Annotated in this window: 15 protein-coding genes; 9 read left to right on the top strand and 6 right to left on the bottom strand. The window is 39.8% G+C overall.

What is annotated here, in order from left to right:
• Nucleotides 1–145: 145 nt before the first annotated feature.
• Genes T7867_RS12940 through T7867_RS12920 form a run of 5 tightly spaced genes read right to left on the bottom strand, consistent with a single transcriptional unit; the run spans nucleotide 146 to nucleotide 6346 of the window.
• Nucleotides 146–1678 (bottom strand): HTTM domain-containing protein, encoded by a 1533-nt coding sequence (locus T7867_RS12940; RefSeq protein ID WP_322299397.1) that lies wholly within the window; start codon nucleotides 1676–1678, stop codon nucleotides 146–148.
• A gap of 14 nt (nucleotides 1679–1692) precedes the next feature.
• Nucleotides 1693–4119, bottom strand: a complete 2427-nt coding sequence (locus tag T7867_RS12935) for a GumC family protein (RefSeq protein ID WP_322299396.1) — start codon at nucleotides 4117–4119, stop codon at nucleotides 1693–1695.
• On the bottom strand, nucleotides 4120–4977 hold the full coding sequence (locus tag T7867_RS12930; RefSeq protein WP_322299395.1) for a polysaccharide biosynthesis/export family protein: 858 nt from the start codon (nucleotides 4975–4977) through the stop codon (nucleotides 4120–4122).
• The gene (gene kdsA, locus T7867_RS12925) at nucleotides 4974–5819 is read right to left on the bottom strand and encodes a 3-deoxy-8-phosphooctulonate synthase (protein WP_322299394.1); all 846 of its coding nucleotides are present in this window, start codon (nucleotides 5817–5819) and stop codon (nucleotides 4974–4976) included. The genes T7867_RS12930 and kdsA overlap by 4 nt, the downstream gene beginning before the upstream one ends.
• Nucleotides 5816–6346: a KdsC family phosphatase gene (locus T7867_RS12920; protein ID WP_322299393.1), complete on the bottom strand. Its 531-nt coding sequence runs from the start codon at nucleotides 6344–6346 to the stop codon at nucleotides 5816–5818. The genes kdsA and T7867_RS12920 overlap by 4 nt, the downstream gene beginning before the upstream one ends.
• Nucleotides 6347–6458: 112 nt before the next feature.
• Here T7867_RS12920 and T7867_RS12915 point away from each other — a divergent pair, with 112 nt between their 5' ends.
• The 3 genes from T7867_RS12915 to serA are packed head-to-tail and all read left to right on the top strand — an operon-like array spanning nucleotide 6459 to nucleotide 11127.
• Complete coding sequence (locus T7867_RS12915; RefSeq protein ID WP_322299392.1) at nucleotides 6459–8873, top strand: penicillin acylase family protein; 2415 nt, start codon at nucleotides 6459–6461, stop codon at nucleotides 8871–8873.
• A complete protein-coding gene (locus T7867_RS12910) occupies nucleotides 8870–9226 on the top strand; it encodes a hypothetical protein (protein WP_273514024.1) in 357 nt (118 codons plus the stop codon). The genes T7867_RS12915 and T7867_RS12910 overlap by 4 nt, the downstream gene beginning before the upstream one ends.
• An 8-nt stretch (nucleotides 9227–9234) precedes the next feature.
• Entirely contained in the window at nucleotides 9235–11127 is a 1893-nt protein-coding gene (gene serA / locus T7867_RS12905; protein WP_394364990.1) for a phosphoglycerate dehydrogenase, read from the top strand.
• 68 nt (nucleotides 11128–11195) lie between these two features.
• On the opposite strand, the gene T7867_RS12900 is transcribed toward serA, so the two are convergent.
• Nucleotides 11196–14474, bottom strand: a complete 3279-nt coding sequence (locus T7867_RS12900) for a multicopper oxidase domain-containing protein (protein ID WP_322299391.1) — start codon at nucleotides 14472–14474, stop codon at nucleotides 11196–11198.
• Between the two features lie 141 nt (nucleotides 14475–14615).
• On the opposite strand from T7867_RS12900, the gene T7867_RS12895 reads away from it, so the two are divergent.
• The 6 genes from T7867_RS12895 to T7867_RS12870 all read left to right on the top strand — a co-directional run bounded on the left by T7867_RS12895 (nucleotide 14616) and on the right by T7867_RS12870 (nucleotide 22779).
• A complete protein-coding gene (locus T7867_RS12895; RefSeq protein ID WP_322299390.1) occupies nucleotides 14616–15269 on the top strand; it encodes a hypothetical protein in 654 nt (217 codons plus the stop codon).
• A gap of 3 nt (nucleotides 15270–15272) precedes the next feature.
• On the top strand, nucleotides 15273–17279 hold the full coding sequence (locus T7867_RS12890; protein ID WP_322299389.1) for a TonB-dependent receptor: 2007 nt from the start codon (nucleotides 15273–15275) through the stop codon (nucleotides 17277–17279).
• Between the two features lie 89 nt (nucleotides 17280–17368).
• Nucleotides 17369–19090 (top strand): amidohydrolase, encoded by a 1722-nt coding sequence (locus T7867_RS12885; protein WP_185101287.1) that lies wholly within the window; start codon nucleotides 17369–17371, stop codon nucleotides 19088–19090.
• A 417-nt stretch (nucleotides 19091–19507) separates the two neighbouring features.
• Complete coding sequence (locus T7867_RS12880) at nucleotides 19508–20701, top strand: MFS transporter (protein ID WP_068223802.1); 1194 nt, start codon at nucleotides 19508–19510, stop codon at nucleotides 20699–20701.
• On the top strand, nucleotides 20694–21773 hold the full coding sequence (locus tag T7867_RS12875; RefSeq protein WP_068223805.1) for an aminotransferase class V-fold PLP-dependent enzyme: 1080 nt from the start codon (nucleotides 20694–20696) through the stop codon (nucleotides 21771–21773). Before T7867_RS12880 ends, T7867_RS12875 begins: the two co-directional genes overlap by 8 nt.
• 85 nt (nucleotides 21774–21858) lie before the next feature.
• Nucleotides 21859–22779 carry a universal stress protein gene (locus T7867_RS12870; RefSeq protein ID WP_068223808.1) on the top strand — a complete coding sequence of 307 codons (921 nt, stop codon included), beginning with the start codon at nucleotides 21859–21861 and terminating at the stop codon, nucleotides 22777–22779.
• Nucleotides 22780–22817 lie beyond the last annotated feature (38 nt).

The raw sequence follows: 22817 nt of genomic DNA, 5'->3' as shown, positions 1-22817 counted from the left end.
CCCATTTATTTGGAACCTCAATGTTCTTTAAATAAATATTCAACTTTAACCCTTCAAGAGGAACATCATTCTTGGCAGCCCAGAACAAAGAGAAGTCCTTTATTCCTTTTTCAAGGTTTCTCTGATTCAGTTTAGGTCCATTAACTCAAAAAGTCCATTTTACCCAGTTAAAGGAATATGCATATTTATCGACATGACCTTCTTTGTCAATAATAGGTAACCACAATCTATCACCATTATGTAATTCAGCCTCTACACCATAGATATGATCATAGCCATCCATGTGTGCGTCCATAAAAACTGGGTGATTTGTTATACCAAAAAATACCTTACTAAAGTATTTTACTCTCAAAGACACACTATTCACAACCCGACCTATAGTTGTCTCATCAACTCCAGAAACCTCTCTAAGTTCTTTAACCAACAGTGAGTGATACGTAACATTAACTTGCAGTAGACTAACTATAAGTAAAAAACATGTAACAACCACTACCTTTAAACTCAATACTCTTCTTTTCCAATCATTGCCCCCCTTTATAGGCCTAACCAATTTAAAATCACCATCATACAGCGCCTTTAGAAATACTTCCTTGGCTCCAATCAAGTTAAGAAACCTTAGAAAAACGAAAGTAAACAGGTTACAATTAAGGACCTTTTCCAAAGCTTCTTGGCCAACGAATTTTTTCCCTTTGTTATCCAAGGCAAAACAACCGTAGTCCTTTTCGCCATCAGTAATTAATTCTACTCTAACTTTACCAAAACTTGAAATTTGCGATGCAATACTCTCATAATAATTACTTCGCTCGATTGAGTGATTACAATAGAATGTTAATTTAGGCGCCTTTAATCGAATTTTTCGTGATATATATTGCCACCATGAGAATGGCACCATAAGCATGTATATGCTCATCACTCCCAAGCCAAACCAAGGAATCGGGAACTCTAAAAATATTCCAAAATGTAGGCCTACTCCAATAAGAAATAATGATCCTCTCCACTTTTTTCTAAAAAACGTAAAAATAAAGACAGTTTCAAAAATTAACGTGAGGTAGCCCAACCCCATAACTAACCACCTAGTATTGAGTAATAGAGAACCATCAATATGAGTGAAGTGCGGTAGCGAAGCTGGTCTCCACATACCTAAACCTCCCATCCATGTTGGGGACATTGTTTTATAAAAAACAGAATCAAAATACACAAAAGCGATAGCCAAAAGAATAAAAACATGGTAGTTTAAAATACTCACCTGCCTACCATCTCTATTTACACCACTAATAAGCTTAATCAGGTTATCTATAGACAAGGCATTAGAAATACTAGTAAAAATCAACAAGAAATTCACCCCCATATACACATAGAACATATGGTATTCATAGGTCTTAATAGTAGCGATAAAAACAACCGAAAATGCATAATTCAAGATGGTTGCTATTCGTGTATAAAAGCCAAAAATGATCATTACAATCACCAGCATCCATATGATGAGCGCAAACCTTAAATCAATATCTGCCGATTCAATGAAAGGGATTTTATCAAAGATTAGCTCTTTAAAAAAGAACATTTGTCCTACCTCACAAAGTAATACTGTGGCATATAGGATACGGAACACTCCTAAACCTGTAGGGTCTACTTTCTTCTCAAGGAGAGCACCAATAAATTTCTGTAAACGAGACAACATCTTTTTAGAGAATATTAACTCTTAAAACGATTAACAATGGATTTAGAGCTTCGTATTTTATCTTCGTCCTCATAATAACCTCCACCGTAGTTACCATAGCCATAACCATAGCCATAACCATAGCCATAACCATAGCCATAGCCATAGCCATAACCATAACCATAACCATAGCCTTTGTTTACTTTAAAGTCATTGAGTAATAGTGTAGAGTTTTTGACTAGACCCTTCTTGGTGATGTCATTCAAAAATGGAAAGACTTGTTTTACTGTATAATTCTGGCGAACAACAAAAATATTTAGATCGGCCAGAGGAGTTAAATTGAAGGTATCTGCCACAATACCAATTGGTGGAGTATCTATGATTACATGTTGGTAATTTTCTTTAAGACTGTTGATCAAATCCTTTAATCCTTGAGAAATCAACAACTCAGCTGGATTAGGTGGCACAGGCCCCGCGGCAATCAGATCTAAATTTTCATATGGTGTTTTCTGGATAATCTTGTCTCTCTCCACAAAACCTGCTAGGTAATTAGAAACACCAAAATCATTTGTTAGGCCAAAGTCATTATACAGTTTGGGTTTTCGCAGGTCTAGGCCTACCAAAACCGTTTTTTTTCCTGAAACCGCCAGCATAGAGGCTAAGTTAAGGGAACAGAATGACTTGCCCTCTCCACTAGCATTAGAAGTAAGTAACACCGTCTGAATTTCCCTCTCTCTTCCGAAAAAAGCCAAATTGGAGCGTATGGCTCTAAAAGATTCTGACATGATAGACTTCGGATGCTCAAGTACAGCCAAGTTCCCATCGTACTTATTGTGCCCAATCATACCGATAATTGGAATCTGAGTTAGCTTTTCTATTTGCTTCCTAAATTCAATCTTATCATTTAAGAATTCCTTTAAGGCGAAGAACAAAAGTGGAATGGCAAAGCCAACACCCGCAGCTGCCGCGTAGTTGAAAGGCTTATTAGGAAAAACAGCCTTCACGTTAGGAGTAGCCTCATCTACAATTCTTGAATTAGCTTCATTAGACGCTTTTAAGATCCCGGCTTCAGCACGTTTCTGCCTAAAATAGAGGAACATATTGTAATACATGTCATAGATTCTCTCTGTATCGCTATAATCTCTTTTAGCCGAAGGAAACCTATCGAATTGCCTATTCAATTGAACTAACTGGGCATCAGTACTCTTAATTTCATTTTTTAATTCATTAATCTTTAGACTTATGGTTCCACTCAAAAACTTAAGCAATCCGTCTATTTCATTGTCAAGACTGATCATAGTCGGAGTTCTATCCGATAAGATTTCTGCTTTCTCCTTTCTTGTGGCATACTTTTCTTGAAGTTGCGATACATAACGTTCTAGCTCAACTTGTAAGGATGGAGAAACAGAGAATGATACTTGATCTATACTATCTCGCTGATTTAACAACCTTAAATTATCTTGGAGATTCCTAACAGTCAGTTCGTTTATTCTTTTTTGAGCTTCCAACTTTGAGATTTCACCTATAATATTGGAACCCACGTTATCAATAGAACTTACTTTATTCTCAATTTTTACATCGTCCAATTGCGAGGCATAAATGCTCAATGTGTCCTGCAGTGCAGCCATTTGAGTATTTACATAATTAATAGTCTTCTGAGCTGCCTGATTCTTTCTGTCTAGCTCTTGAGACATATAGGCATACATAAGTGCATTGAGAAAATCTGCCCCCTTTCGAGGATTTGTATAATTCAAACTAAGGGCTGCAATGGAGGTAAACTCACCTTGATAAGTAACCCTAAGCCTACTAGACCATTCGTCAATCAGTTTGTCTCTGGAGCGTAAGGTGAAATTGTAAACCTTTCCACTTAAGTCTCTAGATGAAGTAAACTCTAACCTAACTGCCAAATTATCGGTTACCACATCTTGATAAGGCTGAAAGAGTTCTTGAGACGGGTTATCAGAATTGGTCTTATAAATTTTGAAATTATTACCTTCCACAAACTCTACAGTAAAAGGCACTTCGTAGGTTTGATTTTTCCCTGCCAACGGAACTACTTCAAACGGCAGTGAATTGTATTCTTCAATGGTCTTAATTCTCCCTACAGAATAATATTGAACATCGAAGTCGAGCGTATCTAATGCCAAACCTGTCATTTTCTCACTTTTCAATATTTCTAGTTCATTTAAAAACTGAGAAGTATTGCTGGAAGTGAAGAATTGCATAATGCTCGGATCGATATTCGGATTTGTATCCGGAATAAGCAAGGTGGAGCTAAGCTTAAAACGTTCGTTGGTATATCTATGATAAATGAAAGCCACCAACAAACCTAGAAAGACCGAAACCACGAAGATCGGCCAGTTCCTAATCACCTTGATTAGGATTAACCTAGGGTCTATGGTGCTTTGATTGCCAGAGTTGGCACTGCTTTCGTTATCAAAAAAATCGAATTCGCTAGCCAATTAATTATTACTTAAAACACTGATAACTAACACTGTACCTGAAATTACCGAGACAATGGTGGCAAAAGTCTGCAAAGCGGTTTCACCAGTTCCTAACTCACGAATCTTTAATGGGGCAACATAGATTAGATCATCTGGCTGAATAAAAAACAGCTCAGACTCAATAAATTTACGACCAGTAACGTCCACTTCATGGATTTTAACACCATCAGGGTATTGGCGCATAATGAGTACATGGTTTCTATTGGCGTTAATAGTCAAATCACCAGCTCTGGCGATTGCTTCTAGCAAGTTCAAATCGTACTGTCTAACCAACTGTGGGCCGGGGTTATTCACCTCTCCATATATTGTGAATGGAATACCGCTTAATTTTACGCTTACCCCAATATCCGAAATATCGGGTCTAATCAGATCTTCAATTTGCTTTTTAAGCTCAGTAGTGGTGAGACCAGCGGCATTTACTTTTCCCAAACTGTTAATTTCAATCTTTCCGTCTCTATCCACGTTATAACCAGTCATGTAGGGATCATTATTATTGTTCCCATTACCATTATTTCCACCTCCGTTTTGGTTACCCATTCTCAAGAGGTTGTCAGGGCGAGCAAAAATTGGATAGTACTTCTCTACTTCACCTAGTTCTCTACTGTAGAAATTAATTAAGAGAATATCATTAGGTTGAAGTTTGTAATCTACTCTTGAAAGTGCAATCAGTTTGTCATTGGATAAAGCCTCTTCATCCTCCTTATTCTGCATATAAACGATCTTCTCGTTTGGAATACAGCTACTAGCTAAAAGGATTACAAAAAGAAAGCCCATTAACTTAATAGCTAGAGGGCTTCTGTTTTCTTTATTTTTCATTCGATATCGTTGCTTGCACGCTGACCTAGCTCAAAAGCTTCTTTACACATGGTCAGGAAATCATTCATTTTATGAAGAGGCACCATATTTGGTCCATCGCTTAAAGCTTCTTCAGGTTTAGGGTGTGTTTCAATAAAGAATCCATCTACCCCAACTGCTCCAGCTGCTCTAGCTAAGAATGGAGCAAATTGCTTCTGTCCTCCAGAGCTTCCTCCCATGCCTCCAGGTTGTTGCACTGAGTGGGTAACGTCAAAAATTACCGGAGCGTACTGGCGCATTACTGGAAGTGAACGCATGTCTACTACCAGGTTATGATAGCCAAACGAAACTCCCCTTTCGGTAAGGATTACTTTCTGGTTTCCTGTAGATTTCACTTTGTTGACTGCGTACTCCATATCTTCGGGAGCCATGAACTGTCCCCTCTTGATTTTCACCGTTTTACCTGTTTCTCCAGCGGCTAAAAGAAGGTCTGTTTGACGACATAAATAAGCGGGAATTTGCAATGCTTGCGCCACGTCACTCACAGGTTTAGCCTGGTAAGACTCATGAATATCAGTGACTATTGGCAACTCGAAATCTCGCTTGATTTGGTCTAATACGCTTAAACCATCGTCTAACCCTACTCCTCTGAAAGATTTTGCCGAAGTACGGTTTGCTTTGTCAAACGATGCCTTAAAGATATACTGAATATCAAGCTTCAAGCAAATTTCCTTGAGTGTTTCTGCCACCCTCGCACATACGTCATAAGACTCCACAGCGCATGGACCAGAGAATAAAACCATCTTTCCATTTCCAACTTCAATAGAATCAGAGAGTTGAAAACTCTTCTCAAATTTCTTCATATCAATTCCTTAATAATATCTTCATATCGGTTTTGAGCCTCCAAGACCAAATCGGCCAATTCGCGAAGCACCCCTTCTCCACCTTTGGATTTCAAAACTAAATCAACGTGTTCCTTTACTTTGTAGTGCCCATCGCTTGGTGTACAAGACAAACCACAACGAACCAACACAGGCAAATCATTGATATCATCGCCAACATAAGCAATTTGCTCATCGGTAAGCTGCCACTTCTCCTTTAGCTTTTGGTAGGTATCGAGCTTGTTTTTTATACCGTGGTAATGCTTGTCTATCTTTAGCTCTTCACATCGGTTTCTTACAACTAAAGAATCTCTACCGGTAATTACAGCTGTATAAATCTCAGCTCGTTTTAGGTATTTGATTATTTGTCCGTCCTTTACATTGAAGCGCTTAAATTCCATTCCGGCATTGTCATAAACAATACCTCCATCGGTCAACACACCATCAACATCGAATACGATAGCCTTAATTTTTTTGGCTTGCTCTATAGTTTTTTCTGAATAGCTCATTGGATTATAATGCGGCAAAGGTAGAACGAATACAACTTACAAAACAACTTGAGGCCCTGCCAAACTAAATCTCCTTTAAGATTCTATATATTAAGAGGAAATTTCAGCATCTATGAAGATTTTCAAGTTCGTCCTGTCACTGATTTTAGCGATAGGAATTTTCTATGCATTGAACACCAAATTTGGCCAAATCCCTCCGCTTGGCAAGTTTCTAAGTCCTAACCAAGGAGTATGGCAAAACGAAATTACTGAAGGAGAAGAGAAGGCATATGAGATTAATGGTCTTTCAGCACCAGTTCAAATTCACTACGATGACCACTTAATTCCACACATTTTTGCTCAAAACAATACTGATTTATATAGAGCCCAAGGATATGTAACCGCTCAAAATAGACTTTGGCAACTAGAATTCCAGACACATGCATCGGCCGGAAGGCTTTCAGAAATTGTGGGGAATGCTGCCTTGGAGTATGATAGAGGGCAACGAAGAAAAGGAATGGTTTACGGAGCTGAAAGGGCCTTGGAAAACATGAAAAAGGATAGCGAGATGCTCAGGTATTTAGAAGCTTACCGCGATGGAATCAATAGCTATATTGAATCACTATCTCCTGCCGATTATCCTGTAGAATATAAGCTCCTCGATTACAAACCCGAACCATGGACCATGAAAAAAACAGCTCTATTGTTGATGTACATGACGGACATGTTGGCTGGAAGAGAATCTGACTTAGAGTTCACCAACTTTGTGAACAAATATGGAAAAGAACGTTTCGACTTCCTTTTTCCAGATTTCTTCGATGTAAACGATCCAATTATTCCAGCCGAAAGAGACTGGAGCAGCTGGGAAGTTTCGGTACCAGAAGTGCCAGCAAGTGAATACATGCTTGACTCCATACAGAATGTTATGGAGAAGCCGCACCCAGACAACGGAAGTAACAACTGGGCTGTTGGGCCTGAGAAATCTTACTCGGGAAATCCAATCCTAGCCAACGACCCCCACCTTCAACTTAACTTACCTTCTATTTGGTATGTGATGCAATTGGCCACCCCAGAGAAAAACACTTTTGGTGCTACACTTCCAGGTGCGTTAGGCATTGTCATCGGCTTTAATAATCACATTTCATGGGGAGTTACCAATGCCACCCGCGATGTTAAGGACTGGTATAAGGTAAAGTTCAAAGACGAAAGCAAGGACGAATATTGGCACGATGACCAGTGGAAGTCAACGACTAAAAGAGTTGAAGAAATTGGAATTCGAGGAGAAGCCACCTACTACGACACCGTTGTCTATACGCATCATGGGCCTGTCAGCTACGATGACACCTTTAAAGGCAATGAAGAAAAAATGGGCTATGCCATGCAGTGGACAGGCCATTTAGGTGGCAATAATCAGAGAACTTTGATTGAACTGAACGCAGCCAAAAATTACGATGAATACAAAGACGCCCTAGTTCACTTTTTGGCCCCTGCACAAAACTTTATCTTCTCTTCTCGCGAGGGAGACATAGCACTCTGGATTCAGGGAAGGTTTCCAAATAAGTGGGAAGGACAAGGCAAATTTCTCTTAGATGGATCAAACCCGGAACATGACTGGCAAGGTTGGATTCCTCAAGAGCACAATGCACATGTGAAAAATCCAGAAAGAGGTTTTGTAAGCTCAGCCAACCAACACCCTGTCGATGAGAGCTATCCATACTACGTATTCAATGATGGATATGAAATGTACCGAAACAGAGTGATCAACGACTTTTTTAGATCGAAAAACAAGTTCACTATTCAAGACTTCAAAGACCTTCATAGCAACAATTACAATCTAAAGGCAGCAGAATTACTTCCTCATATGCTAGAGGTAATGCCTAAAGAAGAGTTAAGCAAAGAAGAATTAGCCTATTTGGAAGAAGCCGGAAAGTGGAATTTCTACAACGAGATTGACTCCAAGGGAGCTAGTATTTGGGAAGCTTGGTGGACTAGATTGAATAGAATGGTATGGGACGAAGTGAGAGATAGCCAAGAGGCTATAGATGCTCCTTTTGTGTATCAGACAATATACCTTCTGAAGAATTACCCAGACGATCCTTTTATGGACATAGCTTCTACCCCAGAAGTCGAAACTGCCAATGACCTATTTTTGGCCTCGTTCAAAGAAGCTGTCAAAGACTTAAACTCCTGGAAGTCAGAACTTGGTGATTACCAGTGGGGCGATGTAAAAGCTACTTATGCTGGCCATTTGCTTCAAGCACTACCTGCATTTTCAAGGTTCAACATACCAATTGGAGGTAATAGTGGAATTGTAAACGCAACGTCCAAAAACCATGGAGCCTCTTGGCGCATGATAGTAGAAATGTCTGACCCACCAAAAGCATTTGGTGTTTATCCAGGTGGACAATCAGGAAACCCAGGTAGTAAATTCTATGATGATTTGGTAGATATCTGGGCCGCAGGCGAATATTTAGAACTCAACTTTATGCAGTCAGCAGATGATCAAACTGGCGTGTCATTCACCCAAACACTAAACCCTAAACAATGAAAAAGCTTAGCAATTTTATACTTACCATCATTTTAGGCGTCATTCTATCTCTTTTCCTTCCATGGTGGGCAGTTATGCTAGCTGCCTTCTTGAGTGGTGCAATCGTTCGCCTACGAAATGTAGCAGCCTTCTTTGTTCCGTTCGGGGCAATCGCATTACTTTGGATAGTAAATGCTTGGATGCTGTCTAATGCCAATGACTATACTTTAGCGAGCAAAATAGCCGTATTACTACCTCTTGAAGGAAACGTAGTTCTACTGATTTTGGTAACAGGGGTTATTGGCGGATTAGCAGCAGGAGTTGCCGGACTTTTCGGTAATCAGTGCCGAGCTATTATGGCCAAGGAAGATTAATGACTGAAATAAAAACTAAGCCGCATTTTGTAATCGATTTTGATAGCACTTTCACCCAAGTGGAGGCACTAGACATTTTGGGGGAAATCTCCTTAGAAAATCACCCAGAAAAGGAGCTTCGCCTTCAACAGATTAAAGATGTAACTGACCTTGGTATGGCTGGTGAACTGTCTCTTCGTGAATCTCTAGATGCCAGAATAAAAATCTTAGATGCCAAGCAATCTCACCTAGCAGAATTAGTTAAGAGATTGAAAAAATTGATTTCGAAGTCGATCAACAGGAATAAGGCTTTCTTTCAAGAGAATGCGGAGAATACCTTCATTGTTTCTAATGGCTTTAAAGATTTTATAGTACCCGTTGTTACTGAATTAGGAATTAAAGCAGAGCATGTTTTTGCTAATGACTTTGTTTTTGATGAAGCTGGTAATATTGTAGACTTCAACAGAGATAATGTTCTTTCTTCCAATGGAGGAAAAGTAACGCAAATTGAACAACTTAGACTTCAAGGAGAAATCCACATGATTGGTGATGGTTATACCGATTATGAAGTAAAAAAGGCCGGAGTTGCTAAGAAATTCTGGGCCTTCACTGAGAATATTGAACGCGATAGCGTGAAAGCCAATGCTGACCACATTGCACCGAGTTTTGACGAAATACTTTTTGAAAATAATATGAGCGGAGCCCTTTCCTACCCTAAGAACAGAATTAAAATGCTCCTTTTGGAGAACGTTCACGCCAATGCTTTAGCCAAGTTAAAAGCAGATGGGTTCTCAGTAGAAAGCTACCCTGCTGGCTTGGATGAAGATGAACTCTCTGAGAAAATCAAGGGCATACACGTACTTGGCATTCGTTCTAAAACTCAGGTTACTGCTAAAGTTCTGCAACATGCAGATAAGCTAATGGCCATTGGCGCTTTTTGCATTGGCACCAATCAAATTGACTTAGAAGCAGCCTTGGCAAAAGGTATCGCGGTGTTCAACGCTCCTTTTAGCAACACTCGTTCTGTGGTAGAGTTGGCCATTGCTGAACTCATTATGCTTATGCGTGGCATTCAAGATAAGTCGAATGACATGCATCAAGGAAGGTGGTCTAAAACTGCTTCAAATAGTAATGAAATTCGTGGCAAAAAACTCGGTATTATAGGCTACGGAAACATTGGTTCGCAGCTTTCGGTATTGGCCGAAAATATGGGGATGCAAGTGTACTACTACGATATTGAAGAGAGACTTGCTTTAGGAAATGCAACTAAATGTGACTCATTGGAAGAGCTTTTAGGATTGGCAGATATGGTAACACTACACATTGATGGCAGACCAGAAAACAATGGCTTTTTTACCGAAGAGCACTTCAATTTGATGAAAGATGGAGTGATATTTCTAAACCTTGCAAGAGGGCCTGTGGTAGATGTACCTGCGTTAAAAGCCGCCATCGATTCTGGAAAAATTAGGGGCGCTGGTGTAGATGTTTTCCCTGAAGAGCCTAAGAGCAACTACGACCCATTCGAATCCGAATTAATTGGTTTACCGAACACCATCTTGACTCCACATATTGGCGGAAGCACGCTGGAAGCTCAGGAAAACATAGCTGATTTTGTACCGAACAAAATCATGGATTACATTAACACCGGGAATACAGCCTTGAGTGTGAACTTTCCAAATATCACTCTCCCTTCTTTACAGAATGCGCATCGATTAATTCACATCCATGCTAACAAGCCGGGGGTACTAGCAAAGATTAACAAAGTACTAGCAGAACATGATGCCAATATTGACGGTCAATACTTAAAAACAAATGAAACCGTTGGTTATGTGATCACGGACATTAACAAAGCTTACGACAAAGACTTGATCACAGCCCTCAAAAAGATTGAGCATACTATTAAGTTCAGGGTGTTATATTAACGGATTAATCAAAACAAGAGGTCTTTCCGTTGCTTTTAGCATTCAGAAAGACCTCTTACCTTTTTCAACTACTTATTACTGTCATTGGCTATTGTAATCACAGGCATCATCATTCCCCTATCTTCATGTCTTAAAATATGGCAATGGTAAACCCAGATTCCCGTTTTATTGAAGTTATCGGCAACAACAGATGAAGCACCTTCTCCGGTTTGATTAGGCACATTAAACCAATAACGTACTTTCACATAACCATGGGCTGGTATGGTAATAGTATCCCACCAGTTGCCAACTATGGCGTCAACACCAATTTCCCCTTGATATATTGTACCAGGAACAGCACCTTTAGCTGGCATGGCCTGTCTTTGGTCTATATCTGAATCTGAAGCGGTTACAGCTCGCATAAACCAATCTTGTTGGGTATTACCATCTGCATCCACATATTTCTGATAGGCCAATTGACCAACCTCCACTACAAAGAATGGATTAATGTGAATATGAAAAGGATGGCTCACATCAGAATTGTTAATGAGAATCCATTCTTCGGCAGTTTGTGCAAGAGGTAGGCTATCTACTAGAGTCTTATTCTTATCATAAAACGTACTGTTTACATTAACTATAGAAGGTCTAGATTTTGTAACCGTTTTCGTACCAATAGTCAAAGTTGTATCCGCAATACCTGTGAGAGCGGACCATGAGGGCTTTCCTATTCCGCTGTAGGCAAAAGCATTACCCTTCTTTGTTATTGATTGATAGTAACCAGGGTTTGTGAAATAATAATTGTCATCAACTTTATTCGTATAGTTCTTTGCAAAGAAGTCTTCGAAACTAAGGTCATGGCTAATACTCTTATTTTTTTGATCAGTTGGTGACTCAAGTTCAGATGGGTCGGTGAATGGTGCTCCTATAATTGAATCTGCTTTAGGATTACCAATCATATCATTAAGTTCAAAAAACCTACCATTCAAAGTGAATTGGTTTACTCCGCCATTAAACCCATTGGCAGAAGATACATTCACTTTAATCCCAGACACATCGAACATTACAGGCCTAGATTGAAGAATATCCGAGTCCTTAATTTTAGACACGTATGATGGCGCATTTCCTGAAGTGGTTGGCGCGATACTTTTCAAGTAAGTGTTACTTGGGAATTTTGGAGTCGAATTAGCCGCAACCGGTGCGCCAGACACCTTAACACTGAATAAATCTGCGTCAGTAATACTGCCATTAAAATTATAAGGCTGCCATTTCCCTACCTCACCTTGTTTAAACTCGCTCTTGGTTGCAAAATCTACATCAAGAAAGTTACCGTCTTTAATGATCTTAGTTTTAATGAGTGGAATCAGTGATGTACTCTTGTTTCCATTCCAGTTCTGAAGAAACTCACCATAATTCTGACCTGATGAATCTACCTTAGCGAACAAATAAGGGTTAGATTTAGTGGGTGCAGCTTCTGGCCAAAAAGAAGAAGTATTGGTTACTGAATTGTAAAGGATCTTATGGCCATTTGTCTGACGGACCGCAATGAAGGTGCTATCCCCTGAATCACTTACAATCACCGACTTATAATCTTTAAATAAAGTATAAGTTCCTGCTCCTAACTGCACCAAAAAGTCTGACCTGTTTCCAGGGGCAAGCAATGCCGGGTTCTCGGCAGTAACTGTATCCAATTTAGAGAGGGTTATACCGTCAACTGCAGCCAAGAAAACTGGTATGGATTTATAAATCTTAACATTCTTCTGAACATTCTTTTTATTGGCAATAGTGGTATCCTTTTCATACATACCTAACCAAATCTGGCTAAAAGCCCTGTGATTAGTACCTGCATTGACCATCCTCCACCTTTCTAGCTGGTTTGGACGAATGTTTAAAGTATCCATTAGTTTACCGTTTACAGTAACCTGAATATCAGGATTGCCGGTATCAGGAACAGCTATACTATCTATCTTATGTCCTTTGCTATTACCCTTGCCATATTGAGCCCCAAAATTTGTTAGCTCTTGAACTGCCAAAACTCTATCGTGATAGGTTTGCCACTCCGTGAGGTCATATGGCGTTTGATTTCCCCCTCCAACAACTGATGAGGGCTGACTTGGGAAGGGAACTATGGCGTTAGATTCACTTTCCTGAATTACTATAGTACCAGCAAGTCCATTCTCTACTTGAGCAGATGTAGAACCATGCTTATGCGGATGGTACCAGTGAGTTCCTGGTAAATGTGTCGTTGGAATTTTGTATTGATAATCCCAAGAACCGGGCTTTACACTTTGATCTGATACCGAAAATGGATTCAGCTTTCCTAAATCTGAAACCGGTGCATGCGCATGATGAGGAGCATCATAACCGGCCGTATCAATTCCCTCAGGTACAATAACTATAGTAACATCATCCTTGGAAGGGTCAACATGAAGACCATGAACGTGAAGGTTGGTATTATTTAAGTTGTGAGGTATATTTATTTCACCACGAATACTATCACCAATCAACACCTCATCTGGGTTAAATTTCTTACCCATCAACTCTTCATACTTTTGCATAACATCACTTTCGGCTGGGTTGAGCCTGTTTGCAATATTCACATTCAAAAGGTCACCAGGTTTAAAGTAAAAGGTTGGCCCCGGAAGCATTTCTATGGTTTCATCTAAGCCGTATGCTCTAGTCCATATTTTCCCCCCAGCTACTCCTGGTATCCCATTAATAGAAGTCTCACCAAACTGAGTGTATAAAGTTGTACTTAAAACCCCATCAATCGACTCTATTTTTTGAGGCAAGAACTTGACATTTTTAACGAATAGCTGCGTGGAAGCCTCCTGTGTCAGGTAAAGAGTTACCTTATTTGAACCTTGCACCAAAGCCGACTCTGGGATTTCAAAAACATCGACATGGAAGTTGGGAATAGTATCTGAAATTGGCTTTTTAGTTACAATTTGAGACCCATTACTGTTTTCAACTTTGATGTAAATTGGATCGTGCGGCACCCCGTTAACCAAAGCTGCAGCCACTTCCATGGCCATTTGTACTCGACCAGGTTTATTGAGATTCAAGTCAAAAGTAAGACCGGCTCCATTTGTGTTAGAAAGTGACCATGTATTATATTCTTGTCTAAAAATGGCTCCAGACTTAGAGAACAAACTGACAGAATTAATTGTGGAGGAACCAGTTGGTTGAGTTGCTGTTGGTGTACTTGTAGACAAATCTACCATAGCATAAGAAACAGGATCTGCAACATCGACCATATGGTCCGAATGTTTTTGCCCATCCTGAAGAGGCATGGCCTTGCCTGAACAACTCTGGTTGATCAGAAAAAAGCACAAAATAAATACGTAGAGAAAATTAGTTGAAGGTCTCATAATTATTGTGTTGTGTTAATTGAAAATTCACCACTAATATAAAATTTTCAACCCAAACTTTATCATCCTCAGAAATCATTCTCCATTTGTAGCCATTATAAAAACAGGTATATTGTGACCGGAATTCAAACTAACACACACATGAAAACTAAAGAGATTATTGCAGCACTACTATTGCTATTGGCTATTGCAGCATGTTCTGAAGACGAACCTTCACCAAGCTTTTCAACGGCTACTTATCAAGGAGAAATAAGCATTAACCCTAACAACTTTCCATCTGGCGCTGGGCTTAACCTCACCCTAGGAGATACAGGAAAAGTAGTCCAGTTAGACGATGAAGCGGCTTTTGAGTGGGATATTAAAATAATGACCATAAGAACAGGACAAGGTGGTCGCCCTGGTATTTTCTTATTTGGCGACACACAATCTAATGTGAACACTCAGGCAGTAAACGTTTCTGAAAATTTCAATATCGGTTTAGGTCTTAGCGGTTTCAATGCCTTCAGTGAAGTGTCTACGGCTATGCAAAACCAACTTTCGGCCGATGGTACTTTTAACTTCGACCCTAAAACTGACACAGACGGTTCTGGGAAACCAGATGCAGACAAACTTGCTACCGCTTATCAAAGCCTAGTTATAGGAGATAGAGTAGTAAACCTTCAGGAAGAGAGCCAACCCGTATTCCTTGTCAAAGGTAGATCTGGAGCTATTTTCAAATTCCAAATGGTAAACAGAGAAAATGGAGGTAAAGCCACTTTAAGGTGGAGCAGATTTGCACTAGATGTAATAGAATAACTCATGCGAAGCTGTATTCAAATTGGCTTCCTTCTTTACATACTGAGCACACAGGTCTTTGCACAAAACCTTCCCGAGAACATAAGAAAAGACAGCTTGTTTCAAGACTTAGATTCCGTAATTGTCTTTGGTCAGAGACACTCTTCTACACAAAACACTATCTATGGAGAATTACTAAGCGGAACAGAGGCACAACCTATTTCTATTTTAGATAAGTTGCCAGGAATCACCAAAATCCATGAAAATGGGTACCCTCTGGTTTTCAGAGGCATGTTTGGCAATAGGTTGCGGATAGAAAAAAATGGAGTATTAAAAACTGGCTTTGTTGAACATGGGTACCTCTTAGACGATATCAATCCTGAAAATATTGAGTCGGTAAAACTTATTCATGGGGCTGAAAGAATACTCTATGGCAGTGGGACTTTAGGAGGAATGATTCAAATTAATGAACACGATGCTTCCAAAGACATCAGAAACACTCTCTATTCAAGGTATTCTACCAATAATAACGGACTGAGTATTGGAGGAGTATTAGGCAAGAGGTTCAACAATTTGGGTGTGCGATTCTCTGGCCGAAGAACAACTGCCAATAACTTTAAATATCCTTCGGGTGAAAATGCCAACAACTCTGCTTACTGGCAGAACAATTTTAGACTCTCTACTTTCCTTCAAAACCCAAGAAAGAATTTAAAACTATCGTGGAATAATGAGTTCAATAGCGGTTTGCAAGAAAGACCACAAGGCTTTCAGAATAACCCTTACGAGCTAAGAGATTACAAGAACAACTTTACTTATCAATCAGATTTGCACCTCGATTGGGCTGTTGACCCAACTGTTCGTCTTAAGCAACAATTGTGGGGACTATTTTTCGATACAGATCAGAACCGTAAAAACTTCAATGGAGATTTTACTATTATAAACTCCGAGGAATTGAGAAACTATGAGAAAAGCTCATTTGGCTATAAGGCAACACTCCTACTCAAAGAGTACAGCCGAACAAACTATTTATTCGGTCTTGATTTCATCAACTCAAGGTTAACGGAGAATACTTTCTTCTCCGATAATGTTAATCCAGCATTTTCCAACCAATCAACCCTTGAAAGAAACGAAGTAATGTACGGCTTCTACTCCATGGCTAACCTGTTGTTGAAGAAAGTCGGATTGAAATTTTCCGCCAGAGCTGATGCAGCAAGAATAGAAAATGAAGACAACCATTTAAATTTCACAGCACTCACTGGTGGTATTGAGCTAGACTGGCAAATGAGAAACGCATATAATAGCGTTAGTCTTACCCGAAGTTTCAGATACCCTTCTCAGCTAGAGTCACTTGGAGTCTTAATAGGCGGAAGAGGTGTCTTTTATGGAAACCCTAGTGTTCTGCCTGAATATGCTCACCAGCTAGAATGGAGTTTTAACAGAGACAAAGACAGTTTTAGCTATGGTTTAAACGCGTGGCTAGCACTATTCAACGATAGGATTAGCGAGGTATACCTTGGGGATAACGATTTTACGTATGAGAACTCCGAAAGAGCCAGAACTTATGGCCTAGAAGGCTATTTAGCAAAGAGCTGGAAACCATTAGTAAGTAATGATGAGCTTGCATTTACACTTAATTCTGAATACACAAGAGGCGACAACTTGGAAACCACAAGTTGGCTGGGGCAAGGCGAACCACTTATAGGCATCCCTCCTTTTCAATCTTCAGTAGAACTTAAGTACTCTAAGCAATTCAGTAAAACCATTTCAGGAGGTATTCAGGCTGACTCACAACGATTTGCAGCACTAACACGCCTACCGGAAGGGCCAATAAGACAGATTTGGGCTGCTCAAGAAACAGCCTCTTACTGGCTAATTAATTTTTCACTAGAATCTAATTTCACCCTTCGTAGAAATAAGTTGAGTGCCAGACTTTCTATTTCTAACCTAACCAATGAAACATATTTTCCTTTTGGAGCCAGAATTATGGGAATGGGCAGAAATTTCTCATTTCAAACAAGGTTTATCTTTTAAAGATACAAGCCCAACTAAACTCCTTACATTAAAGCAATTGCACCTAACCCAATAATGTGCTAGCTTTTGGTTCAAATTAAACTATAACTATGCTGGAAATTAAGAACTCACTTAAAGGCCTATTGGCAGGGCTGATTCTTTTACTAAGTGCCTGTTCATCGGGCGAAAAAGCCGACTCAATCTTCTACAACGGCTCTATTTATACCGTAGATGACTCCAACCCACAGGCAGAAGCCGTTGCCGTAAAAGACGGAATGATTATGGCCGTTGGTTCTTCTTCTGATATTATGAAATATCAAGGAGACGAAACTGAAATGGTAGACCTCAATGGTCAAACTATGACACCTGGATTCATTGAATCACACGCTCACATGATGGGTGTTGGCTATAACAAATTAGAACTAGACCTCATGTATGTAAAAACCTATGATGAACTAGTTGCAAAAGTTGCTGAAGCAGTAGAAAAGGCGCAACCAGGAGATTGGATTACAGGTAGAGGTTGGCATCAGGATAAATGGATTGAAAAACCAGACAATATGGTAAAGGGCTTTCAAACTCATGATAAAATGAGTGCTGTAAGCCCAGACAACCCGGTTTGGTTGAGACATGCCAGTGGCCACGCTGCTTTTGGAAATGCCAAAGCCATGGAATTAGCTGGGGTAAACAACCTTAGCATTGAAAGCCTTCAAGGAGAAGTAGAAGGGGGAGAAATTATTAAGGATGAATTAGGCAATCCAACTGGGGTTTTCACCGAAAGAGCCGCCAGCATTATTGGCAAGCTAGTACCAGCAGAAACCGAAGAGAGAGCTGAACAAGCCTTGCAAATGGCTATAGATGAATGCCTTAGACTAGGCATAACTAGCTTTCATGATGCCGGCTCAGGACAAGACTTTATTGATAGACTTCAAAAGTTCAAAGACCAAGGTAAACTAAAGGTAAGAATGTACACCATGCTTACTGGTCGCCAGCCTTCTCTCTTAGAGGAGTGGTATGAAAAAGGCCCAATGATTGACCCTGACCACCTCCACACTGTACGTTCGATTAAACTAAACTGCGATGGAGCACTTGGGCCTAGAGGAGCTTGGTTATTAGAAGAGTACACTGATAGACCTGGACATTATGGACACGAAACATTACCAATGGAAACAGTAACCACTGTTTCTGAAAAGGCACTAGCGTCTGGTTTTCAAGTTTGTTCTCACGCTATAGGCGATAGAGCCAATAGAGAAATTCTAGACAGATACGAAGCCGCCTTTGATAAATACCCAGATGTCGATAGAAAAGCTGAAAGATTCAGAATTGAACATGCCCAACACTTAAGCGAAGAAGACATTGCTCGTTTTGGCGAGATGAATATTGTAGCTGCTATGCAAGCCATTCACATGAGTTCTGACAGACCTTGGGCTATTGATAGATTGGGTGAAGAGCGTATTGTAGAGGGTGCTTACGTGTGGCAAAAATTGATGGATGCTGGCGCTGTGGTTTGTAATGGAACCGATGCACCAGTTGAACCTCTAGATCCACTACCATCTTTCTACGCTTCTATTTCTCGTAAAACCTTGGATGGTTTCCCTGAAGGTGGCTTTGAGGCAGATCAAGCTATGACTAGAGCACAGGCGCTAAAGTCTTATACTCTAGACGGAGCTTACGCTGAATTTGAAGAAGACTTCAAAGGATCTATTGAAGTAGGTAAAGCAGCCGACTTCACTATTTTCGACAAGAATATTATGACTGTTCCTGAGCAAGAAATACTAAAAGCAAAAGCCACTATGACTGTAGTTGGCGGTGAAATAGTTTTCAGAGGAGAGTAAATCTTCTTTTTAATTACCAAAAATAAAGGGTCGTTTAATGAACGACCCTTTTTATATTAAACCCATAAGAACCCAGAGGTCTTTTCGAACCTCTATTAAAGACAAGATTTGGGCTATCCTTTAAACTCGCAACAGTCCACTGTTATCCTGCACTAAGTACGAGGCCCCGAAAATTCGGGGTGAGGCCTTGTTTTGAGAGGGATTCACCCGGTATTTGAGTTAAAATTGTAAAGTTCGAAAACTGGTCTAAGCTCAAATGGGTATTTCCTTATCTCATTTGTAATACAAACATAGAAAGGCTTTGGTTTCAACAAAAAGGAAAAAATGCATATTTCCTATCCAAGCACATTCATATAAATCTTCTACGGCATTACAGATGCTTTTTCTTAGCTTGCAGGTTTACCGAATACTGCAGTATTGACGACTCCAACTGACACTATCTTTACCAAGAACTTTATACTTCATGGTACAGCCTATTTCTTAATGGCTGCTGCCTTTTATTTCCTACTCCCTACCCTGCCAGTATATGCCGTAAACGCATTAGATGCAAACAACAATCAAGTAGGTTATATTATAGGTGTTTATTCTCTATCTGCATTACTTATTAGACCTATCGCAGGCTATATGTTAGATGCCTACGGCCGAAGAATGGTCTATATAGTAGCGTTAGTGTTTTTCACCATTCTTTGTGCTAGCTATCATTTCTCCTATACCTTCTTTCTCCTATTGCTTATTAGAGTTTTTCATGGCTTTTCATGGGGAATAATTACTACAGGAGGCAGCACAATTGCTACCGACTTAGTGCCTGAATCTAAAAGAGGTGAAGGCATTGGCTACTTCGGAATGGCCATGACTTTTGCGGTTGCACTTGCTCCTTACATTGGAGATCAGATTATGGGGCAAAACAACTTCTCTAACCTATTTACAATCTCAACAATTGTAGCTATTGCATCATTGGTGCTGACGCTATTTGTAAAAATGCCGAAGGTAAGTACTGGCGAAACAAAAGTGCAGCTGTCTAAGATGTTCGATAAGAGGGTAAATAGAATTGCATTGGTAATGTTTACCGGAGCATTTCCTTTTGCAGCCATCATATCTTTCATCAGAATTTATAGCGATGAACAAGGCATAAAACAAGGTGCTTTGTTCTTTATTTTTCTAGCCCTGGGTGTAGTTATAGTAAGGCTTTTTGTAGGTAAAGTAATGGATAAGCACGGACCATCTACTCTGGTAGCCATTGGGCTAACACTTACTGTATTAGGCTTAGTTTGGCTTCGATATATAGATAGTTTTTGGCCTTTAATGATGTCTGGGATGGTGCTTGGCTTTGGCAATGGCATTATTATGCCTACCGTACAGACCATGGCCATGAACATGGTACCTATTGAAAGGCGTGGAGCTGCTAACGCCACTTTCTTTTCATCAGTAGACTTAGGAATTGGCGCGGGTTCAATAGCCCTTGGCTACGTTGCCGAATATTATGGAATCAGCATGATGTTTTTCATCTGCGGTATTATAATTTTGTTCCCTCTCATGTTTTATTTCCTCTTTGTGAGGAATCATTACCACAAACATGTGGAGCTACTGAAAGCGGAAGAAAATAATGCCTAAAAAGATATTCTTTACCCCCGGTCCATCTGCAATATATTTCACGGTTGAGGAGCACCTTAGAACTGCACTAAAAGACCAAGTGATGGAAGTAAACCATCGCAGCACTCAAGCCGAAGGCTACTATAAAACAGCGGTAGAAAACCTTAAGTCTTTGATGGATATTCCCGAAGACTACCAGATATTCTTTTTAAGCTCTGCTACTGAAATTTGGGAACGGCAATTACAAAATTTGGTAATAGAGAATTCTTTTCACTACTGCTACGGTGCCTTTTCAAATCGATTTTATGATTTCGCTGCCGACTGGCATTTGAAGCCACAAAAAGCTACTGCTGAATTTGGCAGCTTCCCCAATACAGACCCAAGCCTTATTCCGGCCGATACCGAGCTTATAAGCATGGCTCTAAATGAAACCTCAACGGGAGTTTCTTTTCCTACGGAAGATATTTATGCTATTCGAAAAGCTCACCCTGATGCTCTGATAGCTGTGGACGGGGTTTCGGCATTTCCTGTAGTTGATCTAGATTTTTCTCAAGTAGATAGCGCCTATTTTTCTGTTCAAAAATGCTTTGGCTTGCCAGCTGGTTTAGGTGTTTGGATTGTTAGCCCAAGAGCCATTGAAAAATCAGAGCAAAAAAGAGCAAGAGGCCATTCAATTGGCTCGTATCAGGCCTTACCTAACTTACTGAAGAACGGCACAAAGTACCAGACTACTTTTACCGCCAATGTTTTAGATATTTTCCTACTCAGTAAAGTAACTGGCGATATGCTAGAAAAAGGCTTAGATGTTATCAGAAGAGAGGCAAAATATAAGTCTGCATTGCTTTATCATACCATAGAACAACACCCAAAACTTTCAGCATTTGTTCCAGATAAAAAACTCCGATCTGAAACTGTAGCAGTGGCCAATACAGAGGGCGATTCTGCAGCTATTATAAATGCGCTAAAAGACAAAGGCTTTGTAATAGGAAACGGCTACGGAGCTTACAAAGGAAAGCAAATTAGAATAGCTTCTTTCCCAACCCATTCTAAGGAATTAATTGAGCTCTTGGCAGATACTCTAATGACTCTTTAAGTCTTTAAAGTCCTTCCATTTATTTGTATATCTTTATTGGCGTAGGAAAAAGCGGAATATTACTTTTGCACAGAATATTAGCCACATGCCAGTAAGAGACAAGATTTTGGTACTAATGGATACTTCAGATGCCGACAAGACACTTCTGAAGTTTCTAGAAATTATTGCAACATCTAGCGAGACTAAAGAAATACACTTTTTCAACAGCATCAGTGAGATGAAAATCCCTGAAGGTGTTCTCAAAGATTTCCCAGAAATCAAAGAGAAGTCTATCGAAGACAGAAAGAGTAAGATTCAAACTTTAGTGAAAAACTCACTATCTCAAAAACTGATAGACATCTCTCAGTATCACGTAAGAGAAGGTGCTCCCTCAAAGTCTATTCTGAAGTTCGTTGAAAAGAACGACATAGACCTTATTATGATGGGTAGACATAAGAGTTTTGTTGGAGGAGGAATTCTGTCTAATCGCTTAGCCAGAAGAGCTGCTTGTAGCCTTTTCATTATACCAGAACAAGCCAAGCCTAATGTAAACTTCTTACACGTTCCTTGCGACTTTTCTAAACACTCTAAAATTGCCATGGAAGAGGCGATTAGAGTAGCTAGGAAATACAAAGATGTACGCATTGTTTGCCAAAACGTATTTACTGTCCCAGGAGGCTACCATTACTCTGGTAAAACCTATGAAGAATTTGCCGAGGTGATGAGGGCAAATGCCGAAAGAGATTATAAAAAGTTTATGTCTGAGATAGACCACGAAGGGGTCAATCTAGAAGTTGTTTATTCTCTCGATACTAATGACAACCCTGTAACAGACATTATAGACTTTGCACATGAGCATAATCCTGGAACCATTTTTATTGGAGTAAAAGGAAGAAGCTCTACAACAGCCCTCTTTATTGGTAGCAGGGCGGAACAACTAATTCAGTACAATAGCGATATACCAATGATGGTAGTTCGTCCTAAAGGACAGAACTCAGGAATTCTAGATCTGATTAAGGAAATTTAGAGTTTAACCCCATAAAATAAGAGCCTGTTTCTAATAGA

Source organism: Roseivirga spongicola (genome assembly GCF_034376045.1).
GTDB lineage: Bacteria > Bacteroidota > Bacteroidia > Cytophagales > Cyclobacteriaceae > Roseivirga > Roseivirga spongicola.
This window is presented reverse-complemented; position numbering and strand designations above follow the sequence as displayed.

Bases quoted from the DNA above. Each gene is read 5' to 3' on its own strand.
- T7867_RS12940 (WP_322299397.1), bottom strand. From the start codon at position 1,678: ATGTTGTCTCGTTTACAGAAATTTATTGGTGCTCTCCTTGAGAAGAAA.
- T7867_RS12930 (WP_322299395.1), bottom strand. From the start codon at position 4,977: ATGAAAAATAAAGAAAACAGAAGCCCTCTAGCTATTAAGTTAATGGGC.
- kdsA (WP_322299394.1), bottom strand. From the start codon at position 5,819: ATGAAGAAATTTGAGAAGAGTTTTCAACTCTCTGATTCTATTGAAGTT.
- T7867_RS12920 (WP_322299393.1), bottom strand. From the start codon at position 6,346: ATGAGCTATTCAGAAAAAACTATAGAGCAAGCCAAAAAAATTAAGGCT.
- T7867_RS12915 (WP_322299392.1), top strand. From the start codon at position 6,459: ATGAAGATTTTCAAGTTCGTCCTGTCACTGATTTTAGCGATAGGAATT.
- T7867_RS12910 (WP_273514024.1), top strand. From the start codon at position 8,870: ATGAAAAAGCTTAGCAATTTTATACTTACCATCATTTTAGGCGTCATT.
- T7867_RS12900 (WP_322299391.1), bottom strand. From the start codon at position 14,474: ATGAGACCTTCAACTAATTTTCTCTACGTATTTATTTTGTGCTTTTTT.
- T7867_RS12895 (WP_322299390.1), top strand. From the start codon at position 14,616: ATGAAAACTAAAGAGATTATTGCAGCACTACTATTGCTATTGGCTATT.
- T7867_RS12890 (WP_322299389.1), top strand. From the start codon at position 15,273: ATGCGAAGCTGTATTCAAATTGGCTTCCTTCTTTACATACTGAGCACA.
- T7867_RS12885 (WP_185101287.1), top strand. From the start codon at position 17,369: ATGCTGGAAATTAAGAACTCACTTAAAGGCCTATTGGCAGGGCTGATT.
- T7867_RS12875 (WP_068223805.1), top strand. From the start codon at position 20,694: ATGCCTAAAAAGATATTCTTTACCCCCGGTCCATCTGCAATATATTTC.
- T7867_RS12870 (WP_068223808.1), top strand. From the start codon at position 21,859: ATGCCAGTAAGAGACAAGATTTTGGTACTAATGGATACTTCAGATGCC.